A 20077-nucleotide genomic window follows, 5' to 3' on the forward strand; every position below is an offset into this window, starting at 1 on the left:
GGCTAATCGCATCATCGATCAAATCATGTATTTGATACCGCGCGTACCAATATTATATTAATAGGAAGCTCTCATGATCGTTTGGCAAAAACCGAATGCATTCAGAATACTTTTTACTTTGCGCGGCTCTGTCATACCCCATATTTACCCCCAAGTTTTGCTGATTACCCTACTAAGTGCCATCATTTCAGCGGTTCAGCATTGGTTTCCAAGCTCTTTTTCCTCTTATGGTGCTGCGCCATTTACCTTGCTTGGTATCGCCTTATCGTTGTTTTTAGGCTTTCGTAACAATGCAAGCTACCAACGCTGGTGGGAAGGTCGGTGTTTATGGGGGCAACTGGTCTATGATGCTCGTAGCTTTACCCGCCAAGTCCTCTCTTTTATAGATGATGAAACTGAGACTGGACGCCACACACAGCAGTCTATGATTCATCTGACGATTGCTTTTACGCACGCACTGCGGCACAGGCTTCGCAAGACGTCTCCATGGGAGGATGTCGAGCGATTTGTAGAGCCGGAGCATCACATTAGTATGCGCCAAGCAGGCAATCTACCCGAGTATCTACTGCGCCTAATGGGTAAAAAGCTCGGATATAGTCGACGCCAGCAGCTATCATCAGATCTTATGATACAGAACATGGATGAGCGTGTGACCTCGATGACGATAGTATTGGCAGCTTGCGAGCGCATTCATAATACGCCTTTGCCATTTGCCTATACCTTACTCGTGCATCGTACCACCTATCTATATTGCTTTATGCTGCCTTTTGGCTTGGCAACATCTTTGGGCTGGGTCACTCCTTTGGTTTGCGGTGTCATTGCCTATACTTTTTTTGGTTTAGATGCGCTCAATGAAGAAATTACCGATCCTTTTGGCGTTGCTGCCAATCACTTGCCCCTCACTGCTATATCCCGCACCATCGAAATCAATCTGCTCGAAGCATTGGGAGAGACGGAGCTTCCCCCTGAATTAATGTCTGAAGATGGTTATTTACAGTAAATTAGTTATTATCACTTAGATTGAGCACATGCCTTTGTTAAGCCTGTCACGCTATAAAGTATCCAGCGTGACAGGCTTTCTTATATTTTGAGGCTGAGAAATGATTTCTGTCTTTTAAATTTATTTAAGACTGAGCATATAAAAGAGAAGGGCTTAACCTCGATAAGTTGAGAAGATAATGATGATTAATCTTTTGCGGATAACGTTTGAGAGCGATGTTTGGCAGTGATGCTTGAAAAAGCACGCTGAGGCAGCAAAGAAGAGGCGACATCTAAAGAAAAAATGTTATATTTAAGCTCATAAAGACACAGAGTCAGATGAGTTAACCAGACTGTTATTGTTTCAGCTTAAAGGTAAGCAGTCTCAAAAACGATGATAATAATGAAGGAAGGAAAAGTTATGCATATCACGGCAAATTTCGATGCGGGTAATATTGACGTTATTAACTTGGACAATAAAAACAATATTCAGTTGGCGATTCGTCCTGACGTTGGCGAAGAGTTTTTTCAGTGGTTTAACTTTCGTTTATCAGGCGAAGTGGGCGAGCAGTATGTGCTGAATATTGTGAATGCAGGGCAGGCATCCTACCTTGCAGGCTGGGAGAATTACCAAGCGGTTGCCTCCTATGATCGAGAGTATTGGTTCCGTTTGCCAACCTCTTATACAGATGGCAAGTTGACCATAACGGTAGAGCTTGAATGCGATACCATTCAAATTGCCTACTTTGCCCCGTACAGTTATGAGCGTCATCAAGACTTATTGGCAGCTGTACAAACGCATCCCTTGGTAACCTTAGAACATTTAGGCGAAACGCTGGATAAGCGCGATTTAACCTTAGTTAACATTAGCGATGGCAATAATGAGGTCAATAAACGCAACATTTGGATCACGGCACGTCAGCATCCGGGCGAAACCATGGCTGAGTGGCTGGTTGAGGGACTATTATATAGCCTCTTAGACAGTGATAACGCTACTGCTAAATTATTATTAGAAAAAGCGAACGTCTATATTGTACCCAATATGAACCCTGATGGTAGTGTGCGTGGACATCTGCGTACCAATGCTGTCGGGACGAACTTAAACCGTGAATGGTCCAATCCAAGCTTAGAAAAAAGCCCTGAAGTCTTTCATGTCATTAATAAAATGGAGACGACAGGCGTTGACCTATTTTATGATGTGCATGGTGATGAAGCCTTACCTTATGTTTTCTTAGCAGGGTCGCAAGGCACACCAAGTTATAGTGACCGCCTTGCCCGTTTACGCGATAAATTCTCCGAGGTGTTAAAGATAGCCAGTGCTGATTTTCAGTCCGAAGTTGGCTATGACATTGATGCGCCAGGTACGGCCAATATGACTATCGCAACTCACTGGGTGGCGGAACGTTTTGATTGCCTTGCCAATACTTTAGAGATGCCGTTTAAAGACAATAATAATTTACCTTTTGAGGATACAGGCTGGTCACCAGAGCGTTCTGCTAAACTGGGTGAAGCGTCGCTAGTTGCTATGTTGGCGGTCGTTGATGATTTACGCTAGTGAATAGTTTGATATTATAGTTCATTAAAAATAAAACGATTATATAAATTTAAACGCGCTACTGGTATAAATGTTACTTACGTGCTGCGTTCCCATAGGCTGCGCAACCCATATTTAAAGACAGCATCCCAGTAGCGCTATGTTCTTTTTAGAGTACATCGACTATAGTTAAATATTCAGGTTAATTGTTTGAAGCTTAATCCTTCCTTATTTAATATCTCTCATTTCTCTTCCGCTATTTTTAATTGGCGTTTAAGTGGCTTGATTCCTTCAAGAACGGTCAGCACTCCAGTATAATAGGTTGCTGTGACGACAAGCATGCCTTCTTTTGACCGCTTCTGCTTTGAATTCCGCATTATTGCTCTGCAATTTTTTGGTCATGATACACTCATCATAGAGTGGCTGTTTTACCAAGTTCACCACTACGATTTTTTCAACACGCTCTAATAAATCAGTAAAATATTTGACCCATTGATTTTTCATCCATACGCCTTTAATAATTAATAAGAAGACTTTATTATGCAAACCAAACGTCCACTATATATTCCCTTTGCAGGTCCTGCATTATTAGAAACCCCTTTACTAAATAAAGGCAGCGCTTTTTCATCAGAAGAGCGTGATAGCTTTAATCTGACAGGTTTGCTACCTCATAACATTGAGACGATTGAAGAGCAATCTCTGCGCGCTTATCATCAACTGCGCTCATTCACTAGTGATATGGATAAGCATATTTATCTGCGTAATATACAAGACACTAATGAAACCTTATTTCATCATCTAATTGAACAGCATATTGAAGAGGTCATGCCGCTCATATATACCCCAACGGTTGGTCAAGCATGTGAAAAATTCTCGCAAATTTATCGCCGCAAACGTGGTTTGTTTATCTCTTATCCTGAGCGCCATAAAATCGATGACATGCTGCAAAATGCCACCAAACAAAACGTAAAAGTGATCGTTGTCACCGATGGTGAGCGTATATTAGGCCTAGGCGACCAAGGTATTGGCGGCATGGGAATCCCCATTGGTAAGTTAGCGTTATATACGGCTTGTGGTGGTATTAGCCCAGCTTACTGCTTACCGATTTTGTTAGACGTCGGCACCAATAATCAACAGCTAATTGACGACCCTATGTACATGGGCTGGAGAAATCCACGCATCTCTGGTGATGACTATAATGAGTTTGTAGACTTGTTTATTCAAGCGGTCAAACGTCGCTGGCCAGAGGCATTATTGCAATTTGAAGATTTTGCCCAAGAGAACGCGACGCCATTATTGAATAGATATCGTGACCAATTATGCTGCTTCAATGATGATATTCAGGGTACTGCTGCTGTTTCAGTCGGCACCTTGATTGCAGCGTGTTTAAATAAGGGTCAAAAGCTTAGCGAACAAAAAATAGCGTTTTTGGGTGCAGGATCTGCAGGTTGCGGTATCGCCGAGCATATCATTCGCCAAATGCAGCGTGAAGGGTTAACGGAGGCGCAGGCGCGTAGCCAAGTATTTATGGTGGATCGTTATGGCCTACTTACTGATAGCATGACAGAGCTACAAAAATTCCAAGAACCGTTGGTACAAAAAGAATCGGCCATTGCAAATTGGGATAAAAGTAAGAAGCTTGGTTTAGCCCAAGTGGTGAAACAAGCAAAAATAACGGTATTATTTGGCGTCAGTGGCCAAAAAGGTCTGTTTACCCAAGAGGTGATCGAAACGTTATGTGCTAATACTGAACATCCCATTGTCTTACCGCTTTCAAACCCAACGTCTCGTGTCGAAGCAACGCCGCAAGAAGTGACCAATTGGAGCAAAGGTCGCGCAATTATTGCAACCGGAAGCCCTTTTCCTCACACCACTTTTGAAGGTCAGACTTTCGAAGTGTCGCAGTGTAATAACAGCTATATTTTCCCTGGTATTGGCCTAGGAGTGTTAGCCTCACGTGCGACGGGTATCAGCGATAATATGTTAATGGCCGCAAGCCAAGCACTGGCAGATATATCTATGGAATATGAAAAAGCACCAGGTGCAATATTACCGCCAATTAGAGTCATTAGAGAGATCAGTGAAAAAATAGCCTACGCAGTTGCACGACAAGCAATTGAAGATAAATTGGCGCTACCTGTCACGGCAGAGAATTTAGAACGTCAATTACAAGCCAATTTTTGGTTACCAAAATACCGCAACTATCGTCGTACTTCTTTTTAGTAGTCAAAAAGTAGCTGCTAAAAAGCACTCATAATAAAATATAGTCAGTGAAAAATAATATCGAACCATCACACACTGCTGATATCTATTTTTCTTGCTTGCTGTGCCTGCGCAGACAGAGGCGACAAAAAATTGATATCAGCAATACCGTCGCGTTTTTAGGATATTTTGACTATACATATAATAAGGCCAAACGTTACCGTTAAAAGTAGCATTTGGCTTTTTTCATTATTGTGGTAGTCAACTAATTCAGGACGGCTGATAAGAGGGTTTTATTAAAGTGGTGTCTCTCTTCTTCTAGCGCTACTAAGACGAGTTTTGCATTGCCTCAGGTTTTGACATCGAACGCCATAATATATCAAATAAGGCATCAAAATTTGCATTGAGCGGGGCATCTGCTTGACGAATCGTTTTCATAATACCGAGACGGCTGATAAACCCCATAAACACGTCAAATAAGATATGCAGTGGAACCGTCTCCACCAGTACCCCTCGCTTTTGACCATCCTCAAGCACGCTCAAAAAAGCATTGATAAGCTCTTTATTATTGTAAATAGCGATGTTATGAAAACGCGCTATCGATACCTTCGATAACACCATCACGGCGTCAGGATGAGTGTCGACAAAATCTAAGCACACCCATAACGTCTTACGCAGACGATCTTCTACGCTATCAATACCTTGCAAATGATCCATCATCCTTGTCGCTAGCCTACCAAGCACTATATCCATAATAGTATAAAGTACCGTTTGTTTATCGCCAAAATACTTATAGAGTGTTTGCAACGAGACGTTTGCAGCCTTAGCAATTTGTATCATCGTAATATCGCTAGCATCACTACTAGCAAAAAGCTGGCGTACGGCTTTCTCTATTTTATCTAAAGTAGCAGGGCGCATATCGGACAATGGCGCTAAGGCTAAAGACTCCGTTTGAGCAATCAAATTAGCAGAGTTGCTTTTATGTTTGCCACGTTTATTTTTGGCGCTTTTTTTATCAATGTCAGTTTTGCTACTTGCTTGCGCTTTTGAGCGAGTGGTTTTCATATTTAGTATCTCCTTGATAATTCTAGCTTATCAATTTTTAAAACCAGCAGTTAATATTTAGGATAATTATAATTACCATTATAATGAACTCTGTTGCAAATGTAAGATTTATTTTATAAGATAAAAGCAACTAGGCTAGTATTAATATGTATTTTTATAACTTTATAAAAGGTAATATTAATTACTATTTTATAATTTTTTATTATATTATCCGTGTAAGAAGTTTAACATCCATTAAAACTAATACCATATCAAGGAAGACTTTATGACTATCGCCTGTTTTAAACCGAAGTGGATGGACGAAGAAATCGAGATGCTGCATGAGAGTGCGCTAAAAGTGTTTAAAGGTTGGGAAGTGCATGATGAAAAATGGCGTGAGAACGGCATGCTTGACCGCGCAGCTTGGCTAGAAGCTGGCGAGATGGGCTTTTTATGCGCCTCGATGCCAGAGGAATATGGCGGCGCAGGCGGTGATTTTCGTCATGAAGCGGCGCTGATTTATGCACAGTCAGAAGCCAATCAAGCAGGTTTTGGCGGCTTTTTGCATTCAGGAATTGTCGCCCCTTATATTTTGCATCATGGTACCGAAGAGCAAAAGCAGAAATGGCTACCCAAGATGGCGACCGGTGAGCTGATTGGTGCAATCGCGATGACTGAGCCGGGTACAGGCTCTGACTTACAGAATATCAAAACCTTCGCAGTCAAAGACGGTGATGATTATATTATCAATGGCTCTAAAACCTTTATTACTAATGGTCAATTGGGCAATTTAATAATCGTGGCTTGCAAAACGGATAGAGAGCAAGGGGCGAAAGGCGTTTCGCTGATTGTAGTAGAGACGGACAATGCGCCCGGGTTTGAGCGTGGCAAGAAGCTAAAAAAGCTCGGTATGGCGTCTCAAGATACCTCGGAGCTGTTTTTTAGTAATATGCGAGTGCCACAAAAGAACCTCTTGGGTACGGTTGAAGGTATGGGGTTTATGCAGCTGATGCAAGAGCTGCCGCAAGAGCGTCTCATCGTCGCCTTGGCGGGGGTTGGTGCCATGAAATTGGCACTGGATCTCACCATTGATTACACCAAAGAGCGCACCGCTTTTGGTAAGCCAGTATGGAGCTTTCAAAATACCCGCTTTAAGTTAGCAGAGTGTAACAGTCATTATATCGCTTCAAGTGCCCTATGCGATGCTGCTATTGAATCATTACTGGAAAAAGAGCTAACGGTTCAACATGCGGCTTTAATTAAGTATTGGGTGACCGAAAAGCAATGCATCGTCATGGATGAATGCGTACAACTATTTGGTGGTTATGGCTACATGATGGAATATCCAATTGCACGACTCTATGCCGATGCCCGAGTACAAAAAATCTATGGCGGTACCAATGAGATTATGAAGGAACTGGCCTCACGTTTTATGTAAAAGCGGTTTTTTGATATCAGTACTTTATACCCCTTTTATACCTCTATTTTATATTTATTATTCAGAACGAACTTTCAAGGAAGAAAGTATGAAAAGTATGCTCGGACACATGATGCAACGGCCATTGTTGATTAGCCATTTGATTGAACACGCTGCCGATTACCATGGTGATACACCGATTTATTCGCGTGAGACTGATGGTAGTACGACTCATACTGATTGGAAAACGATACATAATAACAGTAAGCGCCTCGCAAACGCTTTAGCCAAGCTGGGCATAGAGCAGGGCGATCGCTTAGCGACCATCGCATGGAATAACCGTCGTCATCTTGAGATATGGTATGGGGTGTCCGGCTCCGGCATGGTATGTCATACCATCAATCCACGTTTATTTCCGCAGCAAATTATCTATGTTGTTAATGATGCTGAGGATCAAGTGCTGTTTTTCGAAAAGACGTTTTTACCGCTGGTATTAGGGGTTAAAGACCATCTGCACACGGTTAAGCATTTCATTTGTATGACCGCGGCTGACGAAGAGGTCAGAGCGCAACTCCCTAATGTTCTATTCTATGATGAGCTGATAGATGAAGAGTCAGATGACTATAAATGGCCTGAGCTTGATGAAAATGCACCAAGCTCGCTATGCTACACCTCAGGTACCACGGGCAATCCTAAAGGCGTGTTATATACCAATCGTAGTACGGTGCTACATAGCTTCGCGGCCAGCTTACCTGATTCAATGAATTTATCGTCACAAGATATCGTGTTGCCTGTAGTACCGATGTTTCATGCCAATGCATGGGGTTTGCCTTATGCGGCGGCGATGATTGGGACCTCAGTGGTGCTACCAGGGCCAAATTTAGATGGACACAGTTTGGCCAATATGATCGATGAGTATAAGGTCAATGTGGCGGTTGGCGTACCGACTATTTGGCAAACCTTACTAGCAGCGGCCAAAGAGACGGGGACTAAGCTGCCTAGCCTTAAACGTAACGTCGTTGGTGGTTCAGCTTGTCCATCGTCCATGATTAAAGCTTTTCGTGATGAGTTTGATTGCGAGACCTTACATGCGTGGGGTATGACGGAGACCAGTCCACTAGGGACCGCCAATCAGCTCAAAGCCAAACATAGCGAGTTATCAGCAGACGATAAGCTAAAGACGCGTCTGTCGCAGGGTCGTCCGCCATTTGGAGTGGAGATTCGTCTTGTTGATAAGGATCAGAACAATAAGCTACTGCCTAATGATGGTAAAACCTCAGGCAATCTACAAATTCGAGGATATTGGATTGTCGATAGTTATTTCAATAGTGCAGAGTCGGCACTTGAGGCTGACGGTTGGTTTGATACGGGTGACATTGCAACCATCAATGAGGACGGTTATCTAAGCATTCGCGACCGTGCGAAAGACTTAATAAAATCAGGTGGTGAGTGGATATCCTCAGTAGAGCTAGAGGATATTGCTATGTCGCATCCGGCGGTGGCTATGGCAGCGGTCATCGGCGCTAAGCATCCAAAATGGGATGAGCGTCCAATAATTATTGCTCAATTAGCAGTTGGCGAGGAGTTAACAGAGGAGGCCTTAATCGCTCATTATGAGGGAAAGCTTGCAAAATGGCAGCTTCCGGACGCCGTAGTCTTTGTAGACACTGTTCCGCTGAATGGCACTGGAAAAATGCTCAAAAAGGATATGCGTGAACAGTATGAAAATCATCTCATTGAGCGCGGTTTGATCGATTAATTAAAGTGAAGCGCTAGTTTCCCTAGTATCAATATATATTTATAAACTCTAAATGGACTTGTTATGAAAACCAGAATCACCGAAATGCTCAATATTAAATACCCTATTATCCAAGGCGGCATGATGTGGGTGGGCACTGCGGACATGGCGGCCGCTCGCTGTATCAAATGCTGGCGGTTTAGGCATGGTTACCGCCCTCACGATGCCGACGCCTGAAGCGCTGACCAAAGAGATTGCCCGTTGCCGTGAGATGACGGATAAGCCCTTTGGCGTTAATTTAACCATTTATCCTACTATCAATCCGCCGCCTTACGATGAGTATATGGACGCCATTATCGAAAGTGGGGTCAAGATTTTAGAAATCGCTGGCAATAATCCCAGAGACTTTATGGCAAAACCCAAAGCGGCCAACTTAATTACTATCCATAAATGTGTGTCGGTTCGTCATGCTTTATCTGCTGAGCGCCACGGTGTCGATATAATATCTATTGATGGGTTCGAGTGTGCTGGTCACTCAGGAGAGGAAGATATCGGTGGCTTGGTGCTCATCCCAGCTGCCGTCAAACAGCTATCAATCCCTGTCATCGCCTCTGGCGGTATCGGGCCGCCGCTTTAGTATTGGGTGCAGAAGGCATCAACATGGGCACGCGCTTTTGTGCCACTGTCGAGGCGCCCATGCATGATAATATTAAGCAAGCGTTAGTCAACGCCTCAGAGCGTGATACTCGCCTTATTTTTAGAAGCCTAAATAACACGGTCCGCGTCCTCAAAAACGCTATTTCAGATGAAGTTGTCTCAATGGAGTATCAAGAAGGCGGCGTTGAATTTGCTGAGATACGTCCGCTAGTCGCTGGTGCGCGTGGTCAAGCCGCACTGAATTCAGGAGAGGTGGATAACGGGGTTATCACCGCAGGTCAAGTTGTCGGTCTTATCGACGATATCCCTACTTGTGCCGAGCTCATTGAACGTATCGTCGCTGAGTGTGGTGAGCGCTTATCTGTTGCTTCAAGCTGGATGAAGTAAAATCTATAAAGTTAAGCCATATTAATTTGTTTGAATAATGGTAAACCCTGATATTAACAACATCACCTGAGAAAGTTAAAATTCATACCTAATCCCTACATGCTATGCAAGTAATAGCATGTAGGGATTTTCCGAAAACTTAGACAACAAAAAAACCCTTCAAGCCTAATGAACTGACCCCCATAAGTTGGACACAACTTCTGGGGGTTATTTTATGAAATACGACATAGACTTTAAGATCAAAGTCATAGCATACTACCGTCAAGGACATAGTAGCGGTGCGACAGGTGAGAAGTTTGGACTTGATAACAAAATGGTATCTAAGTGGGTTCAGCAGTATCAGCATAGTGGTATAGACGCCATCAAACCTAAGACTAATAAAACTAAATACAGTAGCGACTTTAAGTATAAAGTGATCGCTGTGATGTTAGCAGAAGGATTAAGCCAATCTGAAACTGCCCTTAGGTTTAATATCAGCTCACCTGCGCTTATTAGCCACTGGCATAAAGCTTACAGGCTCCATGGTATGTCTGGACTCACATCCAAATATAAAGGTAGTCATCCCATGACCTCTCCTATCACAGACAAACCCGATAATGAAAAGACACTAGCAGAGCTCAAACGTGAAAACGCATATCTACGAGCGGAGAATGCCTATCTAAAAAAGCTCGATGCCTTGCTTCGGGAAAGGGAACAAGCCGCGACAAAGCAAGGCTCATCGAAGGATTGAGACTAAAGCACACGTTATCTGACTTACTCAGCATAGCAAAGCTTGCGCGGAGTAGTTTCTACTACCGTAGGGCGAGTCTTAGTAGTCAAGATAAATACGCCGATCTTAAACAGCGTATTAGTGACATCTATCATCAGCATAAAGGTCGGTATGGCTACCGTCGAATCACCCAAACCCTTAAGAATGAGGGTCTCATTCATAACCACAAACTGATTGCACGGCTGATGGGACAGCTTAAGCTGACAGCGAGAATCAGACGACAAAGGTACCGATCCTATAAAGGAGCGTGCGGCGTCATTGCTAAGAATAGAGTCAAGCGCAAGTTTCGGGCGGGTGCGCCCAATCGCAGATGGCTGACAGACATTACTGAATTTAAAGTCGGCGATGACAAGCTGTACCTGTCACCGATACTTGACTGCTTTAATAATGAGATTGTCAGCTACCAGCTATCAAAACGACCGGTATATGACTTGGTCAAACAGATGCTTGATCGTGCGCTTAAGGGCATACCAACAAAGCGCACCGAGCAGCTCACGCTGCATTCAGATCAAGGATGGCATTATCAGATGAAAGCGTTTGCGAATACGCTTAAAGAGAATAACATTAAGCAAAGTATGAGCCGAAAAGGGAACTGTTTAGATAATGCATTGATGGAAAGCTTCTTTGGGTCTTTAAAGTGTGAGACGATTTATATTAAGAAGCCGAAAACCATTGAAGATTTAGAGAAACAGATTCATGAGTATATGCATTATTATAATCATGAGAGAATTCAGCTTAAACTAAAAGGACTGAGCCCTGTACAATACAGAGCTCAGTACTATCTTTAATTAAACCGTCCAAGTTTCGGGGGTCAGTTCACAATGACTGTAAGGGTTTAAATTTGGTGGGCCCAGTAGGACTTGAACCTACGACCAAAGGATTATGAGTCCTCTGCTCTAACCAACTGAGCTATGGGCCCTAACGGTAGACGCACAATGATACCTGATTTTTTTTATTTTTCAAGTAAAAGTTAGCAAATCGCGTAGAGTATTTGACGGCTTGTTAATAACTGCCACCGGCCAGCGTCAAACTACGTCCACCATCTACCGCGACTATCTCGCCGGTTACATAACTTGCTTTAGCCAAATATAGCACGCAATGTGCAATTTCATCAGGCATTCCTATTCTTTGCATGGGAATGGAGCTAACGATGCTTTGTTGTTGCTCATCATCAAGCGCTTGATCGCTATCAGTCTCAGGCAAAATATTGACTCCAGGGGCAACGCCATTGACGCGTACATCAGGTGCCATATCGAGTGCGAGAGATTGTACCATCATTCGGTGAGCGGCTTTCGCCATGTTATAGATGGTATAAGTGCTGAATGGCTTATTGTGTGCATGGATATCGAGTAGGCTAATGATGCAACCTTGCCGTGCTTTAAGATAGGGATATAACGCTTGGCTTAATAGTAAGGGCGCTTTTGCATTAGTCAAAAACAATTCGTCCCATTGCGCGTTTTCGATACTACCAAGCGGACTCGGATAAAACCGTGACGCATTATGTACCAGCACATCGAGCTGACCAAAACTTCCTATGATATTTTGGATGAACTGGCTAAGAGCCGAGCTGTCATTAACGATTGCCAAATCAGCGACGATTACCACGGCACTATCGGCTCGATTTTCATTTAGCTCATTGGCTAGGGTATTTGCTGCATTCTTACTATGATGACAATGGATAATCACCCGATAGCCCTGATAGTGTGCGGCACGAATAATAGCGGCACCAATACGCTTGGCGCTGCCAGTCACCAGCATCACTGGTGCAACAGTATTTTCTGTTAAAGATATCTTAAGTTTTTGATTCATAGTTAGGTTTTAATAGACATTGAAGAGTGATTTCTAAGCCATCTTTTCAGAAGGTATTGATGACATATCGTGCGCTTGTAAGTGTTCAATTCTGGCTTGTCGCAATGCAGCACCAATCGCTGGACCTTTGAGGTCTGATTCGATATCTTTGACGCCAATAGCATGGAAGCTGCCTAGAGCTAACATCATCTCACGGTGCTGAGAGGCGAGCTGTAACACGTGACTGGTTACTAGCAGTTGCGAGAGCTTATCAGGCTCTTTATGAGCACTACAGGCTTGAATAAGGTCTATTTTTTCGCTCGGGCTCAACTCGTTTATACGCTTTAATTTTTCGCCTTGTTGCACGAATAAAGTCGCAAACTGAGTTTGGGCTTTTGGTATTTTGGCGGTGTTGCCTATTTCAATAATGGCTTTTGTGGCAGACATCGTTTCACTGGGTACTAAACCGAATAACGCCGGATTAAGGCTCGACAGTAATAACGCCCAGCGTTGTGATAAGTTGAATTGCATTTGACCCGCGAAATACAGTGCGGTCTGTACCGTCTCTCTTATGTGACCGTTAATGCTCCACGTCTGATGTAAGGGCGCAAAGTATTCTGTTAAAGCATCGATTTCGAACAGTTGCTGCCAGTATACCTGAGGAGAGACCTGCATCATTGCACGGCTCGATTCTTGCCAAATGCGCTCGCTACTTAAATGTGTTAGTTCGCCCGAGCTGACCAACTGACGCATCAATTCCAGTGTTTCGCCAGCGATGATAAAGCCCAAGTCATAATACCGTCCATAAAAGCGCGCGACTCGCAGAACACGTAATGGGTCTTCGCTAAAAGCACTAGAGACATGACGTAGGGTTTTGCTTTTTATATCATCCAGTCCACCATAGTAATCGACCACTTCGCCACTGATAGGGGTGGCGTCAGTGAGGCTAGTAACTTCGATTGCCATGGCATTGACGGTCAAGTCGCGACGTTGTAGATCGTCTTTTAAGCTGATATCAGGACTGGCATGAACACTAAAGCCTTGATAGCCTTGACCTTGCTTACGTTCGGTACGAGCTAGCGCATACTCTTCATGACTGGTAGGGTGCAAAAACACAGGAAAATCTGCGCCGACTTGTTGAAACCCAGCAGCTATCATCTCAGCTACTGTCGCCCCAACGACGACGAAGTCTTTGTCTTTGATAGGACGACCTAACAGTCGATCACGTACTGCGCCGCCGACGAGATAAACTTGCATAATATTCCCTAGGTATTGACCCAATTGGCATTCATAGCATGAATAGAAGTGGTACTGAGCAAAAAAAACCAGTCAATGCTTTATTAAAAGCGTTGACTGGTTTTAGTATAGCAGACCGTCGCGATAAATAAATTATAGCGACGGTCTCAATAGTGTACTCATACTATCATTGAGCTTCGTCCTTTAAATCCTGAGCTTCATTCTCTAGATCTTGAGCTTCCGTCACGGCAAGCGCAGTCATGTTGACCACACGACGAGCGGTAACTGATGGCGTTAGGATATGGACTGGTTTATTCGCACCGAGCAAAATAGGACCAATAGAGGCGCTACCAGTTGCTGTTTTGAGCAGGTTAAAGGCGATGTTTGCTGAATCAAGCGTTGGCAAGATAAGCAAGTTTGCGGCACCTTTTAATGGGCTTGATGGCATATCTTCTAGACGAATCGCTTCGTTCAGAGCAGCATCACCTTGCATCTCGCCTTCAAAATCAAAATCAACATTCATATCGGTTAGTAATTGATACACTTTACGCATTTTGACCGCGCTGGCACGGTTTGAGGTACCAAAGTTAGAATGTGATACGAGCGCAACACGTGGCGTGATCCCAAAGCGGCGTAATTGATTAACGCCCAGAACGGTCATTTCAGCCAGTTGTTCAGCTGTTGGATCTTCATGGATATAAGTGTCAGCGATAAAAATATTGCGATCTTGCATAAGTACGGCATTCATCGCATAAAAATCTTTGACGCCTTCTTTTTTGCCAATGACGCTTTGTACGTAGTCTAAATGCAATTGATAATGGCTAAACGTACCACATATCATACCATCGGCATCGCCATTTTCGACCAATAGTGAGCCGATTAATGTGGTCTTGCGACGAACATCACGGCGGGCAAGTTCAATACTAACGCCTTTACGCTTGTTCTTCTCATAATAACCCTGCCAGTACTCTTTATAGCGTGGGTCGTCATCTTGATTGACGATAGTGATGTTCACGCCATCTTTTAGACGCAAGCCCAGTTTTTCGATATTGGCTTCGATAACTGAAGGACGACCAACCAAGATAGGTTGCGCCAGCTCTTCGTCGACGACGACCTGAACCGCAAGTAAGATGTTATTGTCTTCGCCTTCACAATAAACAATGCGTTTTGGTGCGGCTTTGGCACGAGCAAAAATAGGCTTCATGACGAAGGCTGAGTTATAGACAAACTCAGATAGACGTTGACGATACGCCGCAAGATCTGTGATAGGGAGCGTGGCAACACCGGAATCCATCGCCGCTTTGGCAACCGCAGAAGCGATTTCAATGATTAAGTTTGGCTCTAGTGGACCGGGGATTAAGTAGTCACGACCAAAACTTTTCATCGATTCGATGTTTCTTACGTTTGTGGTCGGTGTCGCTTCAACGTGCGCCATGGCAGCAATCGCACGTACACAGGCAACTTTCATCTCTTCATTGACAGTTGTGGCACCGACGTCTAATGCACCGCGGAAGATATAAGGGAAACATAAGGCATTGTTGACTTGGTTTGGATAATCCGAGCGACCAGTTGCCATAATGACGTCTGGACGCACAGCATGTGCCAACTCTGGCATAATTTCTGGTGTGGGGTTGGCAAGGGCAAATACAATAGGGTCTTTTGCCATACGACGAACCATATCTTCTGATAAAGTTCCTGGCATAGATAGCCCAAGGAACATATCGACATCATCCATCACTTCATCGATAGTAGTCGCGGTCGTGTCACGAGCGTAGCGTTGCTTTGTTTCGTCAAGGTTTTCACGGCTGGTGCTAATGATACCGCGTGAATCTGACACAATGATATTGTTTTTATTGACACCAAGTGCACAAATAATGTCTAAGCAAGAGATTGCTGCTGCGCCAGCACCTGAACAGACGACTTTGATATCTTCAATTTTTTTGTCAGTGATAATCAACGCATTGAGCATGGCAGCGGCAACAATGATTGAAGTACCATGTTGATCGTCATGAAATACGGGAATGTTCATGCGCTTACGCAATTCACGTTCGATTTTGAAACATTCTGGTGCTTTGATGTCTTCTAAGTTAATACCACCAAATGTTGGCTCAAGAGAAGCGACGGCTTCGATGAACTTATCTGGATCGTTTTGGGCAATTTCAATATCAAAAACATCGATACCCGCGAACTTCTTGAATAGAACGCCTTTACCTTCCATCACTGGTTTTGACGCCAATGGCCCGATATTACCTAGACCCAGTACGGCAGTACCATTGGTGATGACGCCGACCAAGTTGCTACGCGCGGTATATTTGGCAGCTAAGGCTGGGTCTCTTTGAATTTCAAGACAGGGTATGGCAACACCTGGTGAATAGGCGAGTGCCAAATCACGTTGATTGGCCAATTGCTTGATAGGCGTAACTGAGATTTTACCCGGCCTTGGGAACTCATGATAATGGAGGGCAGCTCGTTCAAACTGCTCTTTTTCCGTAGTAGGGTTATCCGTATTCAAAGTGATATCGTCATTCATAATAATTGCCATGGTTGGAATAAATTGGAATAGATTAAATGGTGATAAAAAAAACTAACGCCTAACCCTCAAAAAACCATGAGATATGATGAGAAGAGGGTAAAGTCACACTAAAAAAATAAGTATCGGCAAAAGATAAGTATCGGCGCTTAGATAGCAGCGAAAAAAAGCAATCCTGCAAAATAGTCATTCTAGCATTATTGGCATTTCACTGCCTAGTCAACAGCTGTGAATTATGCGAATAATATAATTAAATGATATTCATCATTTAGCCCGTTGATAATGCCAAAGATTGGAGTCAAATATCAACCCCATTCCTATTATGTTTCAAAATATTACAGTATAGCAGGCTTATTAAGACGAACAACTAATGGGCATTTGCGGTGCATGAGGCGTAGGCGGCTTACTATCCAGTTCGATAGCGATATCTTGAACATTATAAGGGTCGGCGAGTAGCTCGAACACCCGATTAACTTCTTCAAATTGACCTTGTTCAGCGGCAGTAATGGCACGCTGAGCCATGCTATTACGCAGCACATAAACGGGATTATTCTCTCGCATGCTATCGAGCGCTTGTTTGACAGACACTGACCGTAATTGGGCCAGATAGCGCGTCGACCAATCTTGCCAAACTTTACTTGCCTCATCGGTGAGTTCTGCTGTCAGGGTAGACAGTAGCTGCTGCTCATGAGGATAATCATCTGGTGCTACGAGAGCCAATAATGCTCTAAAGCTATTGGTATAATCGAGTAAGTTATCTTCGAGCAAGGTGAGCCATTCAAAGGCCAAGGTTAAGCTCTCTTTTTCGTGCGGCAGACCGAGCTTACGGCACAGTCCCTGTTGGTAGTGCTGCATAAAGGTCGCCTCGTAAGGCGCCAAACAGTCAGCCAATGTCTCACGGGTGACTCCTTCTAGGCGCATAAAATGCGGTAGCCAAGTATTGAGATTCCAATGTCCGATAGCAGGCTGATTTTGATAAGCGTAACGCCCAGTATGGTCAGAATGGTTGTTAATCCACGCCGGATCGAAGCGCTCCATAAAGCCAAACGGCCCAAAGTCTAAAGCACTTCCTGTAATGGATAAGTTATCGGTATTCATCACGCCATGAGCAAAGCCGATTAGCTGCCAGTCCGCAATCATTCGTGCGGTACGCTCAACCACGGCGGTCAAAAATGCCAACACGGGTGTCTCGCTTTGGCGGCACTTTGGATAGTACGTATCAATCATATAGTCGGTAAACTCGCCGAGCAGGTCAGGTGCAAAGCTGGCAATCCACTCAACATGACCGAAGCGAATGTGACTGTCAGCAACGCGCATTAATGCCGCTCCAGCTTCCATACGCTCACGGCGCACTTTGGTATCTGATACCACAAAGCCCAAGGCATTGGAAGACGGGATACCTAGCTGAGTGAGGGCATGACCACATAAATACTCGCGAATAGTACTGCGTAACACGGCGCGCCCATCACCCATCCGCGAATAAGGCGTCAGGCCGATACCTTTAAGATGTAAGTCTTGCAACGTATCATTATTATCGAGCACTTGTGCCATCAGTAAGCCGCGCCCATCACCCAATTGGCCTGCCCATTGCCCGAACTGATGACCCGCGTAAGCCATGGCTAAGGGTTCAAAATCTGCTGGCAAGTATTGACCACCGAGTATCTCAACCCAGCGCGCCATTAAATCCTCATCATCTGCCCAGCCCAATTGCTGTGCCACCTGCAGGTTGAAGTGACCAATCCGTGGATTTTCTAGCGGTGTAGGAGGTTGTTTGTGATAGAGACGTGTGTCTAGATTGACGTAGGTGTTTTGATAGCGCATACAAGGCTTTCCCATCGGCTGATAAAATCGAATTATAAAGTGAGTAACTTACTATAGCATAGCCTTACCATTGCAGCGTTTCGCTCTGTCCATCTCTTGTAATCTATACCTTCAAATTTTGCCTAATTAATCCTGTCCGATTTCATGCGCCTTGCAGATAAATAAGTGCTGTGAATAAACGCTAAACAAAAAAATCCCTCTATCTATTACAGATAAAGGGAAGGAGAAAAGCAAAAATAAGAAAGTCACATTAACGTCACATTACGGGTCTGCTGTTAACGCTTAAGCGGCTTTGGAGCTGTGACCAATAGAGCGAAATGCTGTCTTTAAATTACTGTTATGCTCAAGGATTTTTTGCTCAATCTTAGCATAATCATTTTTCAATGTCTCTTCAGCTTCATGCAAACGGTCAGCAAGCTCAATCTTTTTCAGTTCAATAGTTTTGGCTTTTAGCGCTTGCCATTCTTCTACCGTCTGGGTGAATGCATCAAATTCAAACTTAATACGATCTTGGAAACTTTTCATCGCATGCGGAATATCAAGTCCGCCTGCAGTGGCTGTTTCAATTTTCTGTTGTGCTGCCTTAAACTGCATTTGCACTTCAGCATGTTTGATGGTCGTGTCATCTACCGTACGTAGATCTGTTGTCAGACCAAGCTTCGATAAACCTACAATCAACCATTTGGTTGGATCATATTGCCACCATTTCACGCCATTACGATAGTCGTATTGGAAGAAGTGATGATAGTTATGATAACCCTCACCCCACGTAAAGATAGCAAGGAAAAAGTTATCGCGCGCACTATTGGTATCCGTATAAGGACGCGTACCAAACATGTGGCATAACGAGTTGATAAAGAAAGTAAAGTGGTGGGTCAATACCAAGCGCAGTAGACCTGCCAATACGAGCGTGCCCCAAACGTCACCGATTAACCAACCAACTGCCGCAACCATCGCAACGTTGGTAGCCAGTACCCATAAACCATAGTATTTATGCTGAATCTGTAGCACTTTATCTTTGGTCAAATCAGGAATGTTTTTATAATCAAAGCGACCACTAGGATAATTGCGTAACATCCAACCGATATGACTGAACCAAAAACCACGTCTTGCTGAATAAGGATCTTCCATGCGGTCATCAACATGACGATGATGCGTACGGTGGCCCGATACCCAGTCAAAAGCAGAGCCTTGAACCGCAAGGGTTGAGCCAAGTAATAGGAAGTTTTTTACCAAGGGATGGGCTTTATAAGCGCGATGCGACAATAGGCGGTGATAGCCTGCAGTGATACTAATACCGGTCCACACCATAAAGGCACCAAACACGCCCCAAACCGGCGCACTAACTTGATGGGTCATCAAGTACCATGGCGTAATGACGGCAGCAGCAATAGGCGTTGTAATCAGAAAAATCGCTGGAACCAGATTGATGGGCGACTTTTGAAATTCAAGCTCAAGCGGATCGATACCTTCATAGTTAGCGACTGCATTGGCATCTTTATAACCGCTCGTCGTCGCAAACTGCGTATCGGCAGCCTCATCAGTTTTGCTTTTGCCAGTATCAAGCCACGTCTTCACGCGCAGCGCCTGAGTGCCAGCATGCTGTATAAGCGTATCACCCGACTTCATGGCAAAACGCAAGCCCTTAAGTGGTAAGCCTATTACTTTTTTAGCAATCATGTAATATTCCTAATGATATTAATTTCAGCCTCCATATTACCCTAAAAGACTAGTAAAGTGAACAGTCATACACTAGAAAAATATTGCTAAATAACAATAACTTGTAGGAGTTATGGTAGTGATTAACCCAAACAATCCCTTACTTATCAGCAATTAAGTGAAAGTGTAAGTAAAAAGATAAATATGTGTGCGATAAAAACGTACAAATGACTATCGAGCCAATTAATTAGCTGGCTTTTTTAAGCCATTTTCAAGCAAGTTTTTTGAAATATGACAAAAAGATAGGTAAGAAGTTC

At 43.8% G+C, this 20077-nt stretch carries 14 protein-coding genes, 1 tRNA gene and 1 pseudogene; 8 read left to right on the forward strand and 8 right to left on the reverse strand.

From position 1 onward, the window contains the following. Positions 1-73 precede the first annotated feature (73 nt). Positions 74-1000, forward strand: a complete 927-nt coding sequence (locus ACSUPM_RS05895; protein WP_025650724.1) for a bestrophin family protein — start codon at positions 74-76, stop codon at positions 998-1000. A 399-nt stretch (positions 1001-1399) separates the two neighbouring features. Beyond that, positions 1400-2533: a M14 family metallopeptidase gene (locus tag ACSUPM_RS05900; RefSeq protein WP_173239890.1), complete on the forward strand. Its 1134-nt coding sequence runs from the start codon at positions 1400-1402 to the stop codon at positions 2531-2533. Positions 2534-2803: 270 nt separating this feature from the next. On the opposite strand, the gene ACSUPM_RS05905 is transcribed toward ACSUPM_RS05900, so the two are convergent. Continuing rightward, entirely contained in the window at positions 2804-3016 is a 213-nt protein-coding gene (locus tag ACSUPM_RS05905; RefSeq protein WP_201566069.1) for a hypothetical protein, read from the reverse strand. A 36-nt stretch (positions 3017-3052) separates the two neighbouring features. Between ACSUPM_RS05905 and ACSUPM_RS05910 the strand changes: the two genes are divergently transcribed. After that, positions 3053-4735, forward strand: coding sequence for an NAD-dependent malic enzyme (locus ACSUPM_RS05910; RefSeq protein ID WP_025650720.1), 1683 nt, complete (start codon positions 3053-3055; stop codon positions 4733-4735). 306 nt (positions 4736-5041) lie between these two features. Here the strand turns inward: ACSUPM_RS05910 and ACSUPM_RS05915 are convergent, their stop codons facing one another. Then, positions 5042-5779, reverse strand: coding sequence for a TetR/AcrR family transcriptional regulator (locus tag ACSUPM_RS05915; RefSeq protein WP_201566070.1), 738 nt, complete (start codon positions 5777-5779; stop codon positions 5042-5044). A gap of 265 nt (positions 5780-6044) precedes the next feature. On the opposite strand from ACSUPM_RS05915, the gene ACSUPM_RS05920 reads away from it, so the two are divergent. The 5 genes and pseudogenes from ACSUPM_RS05920 (at position 6045) to ACSUPM_RS05940 (ending at position 11514) form a co-directional block, all read left to right on the forward strand. Further along, entirely contained in the window at positions 6045-7196 is a 1152-nt protein-coding gene (locus ACSUPM_RS05920) for an acyl-CoA dehydrogenase family protein (protein ID WP_201566071.1), read from the forward strand. Between the two features lie 97 nt (positions 7197-7293). After that, complete coding sequence (locus ACSUPM_RS05925; protein WP_201566079.1) at positions 7294-8934, forward strand: long-chain-fatty-acid--CoA ligase; 1641 nt, start codon at positions 7294-7296, stop codon at positions 8932-8934. Between the two features lie 63 nt (positions 8935-8997). After that, positions 8998-9957: pseudogene (locus tag ACSUPM_RS05930) on the forward strand (NAD(P)H-dependent flavin oxidoreductase). A gap of 214 nt (positions 9958-10171) precedes the next feature. Further along, positions 10172-10687, forward strand: coding sequence for a helix-turn-helix domain-containing protein (locus ACSUPM_RS05935; RefSeq protein WP_201577444.1), 516 nt, complete (start codon positions 10172-10174; stop codon positions 10685-10687). Beyond that, positions 10675-11514: an IS3 family transposase gene (locus ACSUPM_RS05940; protein ID WP_265088546.1), complete on the forward strand. Its 840-nt coding sequence runs from the start codon at positions 10675-10677 to the stop codon at positions 11512-11514. The genes ACSUPM_RS05935 and ACSUPM_RS05940 overlap by 13 nt, the downstream gene beginning before the upstream one ends. Positions 11515-11568: 54 nt before the next feature. Here ACSUPM_RS05940 and ACSUPM_RS05945 read toward each other — a convergent pair. The 6 genes from ACSUPM_RS05945 to ACSUPM_RS05970 all read right to left on the reverse strand — a co-directional run bounded on the left by ACSUPM_RS05945 (position 11569) and on the right by ACSUPM_RS05970 (position 19781). After that, positions 11569-11645: transfer RNA gene (locus ACSUPM_RS05945), tRNA-Ile, on the reverse strand. An 83-nt stretch (positions 11646-11728) separates the two neighbouring features. Beyond that, positions 11729-12535, reverse strand: coding sequence for a pteridine reductase (locus ACSUPM_RS05950; RefSeq protein ID WP_201566930.1), 807 nt, complete (start codon positions 12533-12535; stop codon positions 11729-11731). Between the two features lie 33 nt (positions 12536-12568). Beyond that, entirely contained in the window at positions 12569-13771 is a 1203-nt protein-coding gene (locus ACSUPM_RS05955) for a tRNA nucleotidyltransferase (RefSeq protein WP_201566928.1), read from the reverse strand. Between the two features lie 166 nt (positions 13772-13937). Next, positions 13938-16280 (reverse strand): NADP-dependent malic enzyme, encoded by a 2343-nt coding sequence (locus ACSUPM_RS05960; protein ID WP_198552018.1) that lies wholly within the window; start codon positions 16278-16280, stop codon positions 13938-13940. A 354-nt stretch (positions 16281-16634) separates the two neighbouring features. Then, complete coding sequence (locus tag ACSUPM_RS05965; RefSeq protein WP_201566926.1) at positions 16635-18101, reverse strand: protein adenylyltransferase SelO; 1467 nt, start codon at positions 18099-18101, stop codon at positions 16635-16637. 282 nt (positions 18102-18383) lie between these two features. After that, positions 18384-19781, reverse strand: coding sequence for an acyl-CoA desaturase (locus ACSUPM_RS05970; RefSeq protein WP_227675027.1), 1398 nt, complete (start codon positions 19779-19781; stop codon positions 18384-18386). Between the last annotated feature and the right edge of the window lie 296 nt (positions 19782-20077).

Origin of the sequence: Psychrobacter okhotskensis (assembly GCF_965638355.1) — a bacterium.
GTDB lineage: Bacteria > Pseudomonadota > Gammaproteobacteria > Pseudomonadales > Moraxellaceae > Psychrobacter > Psychrobacter okhotskensis.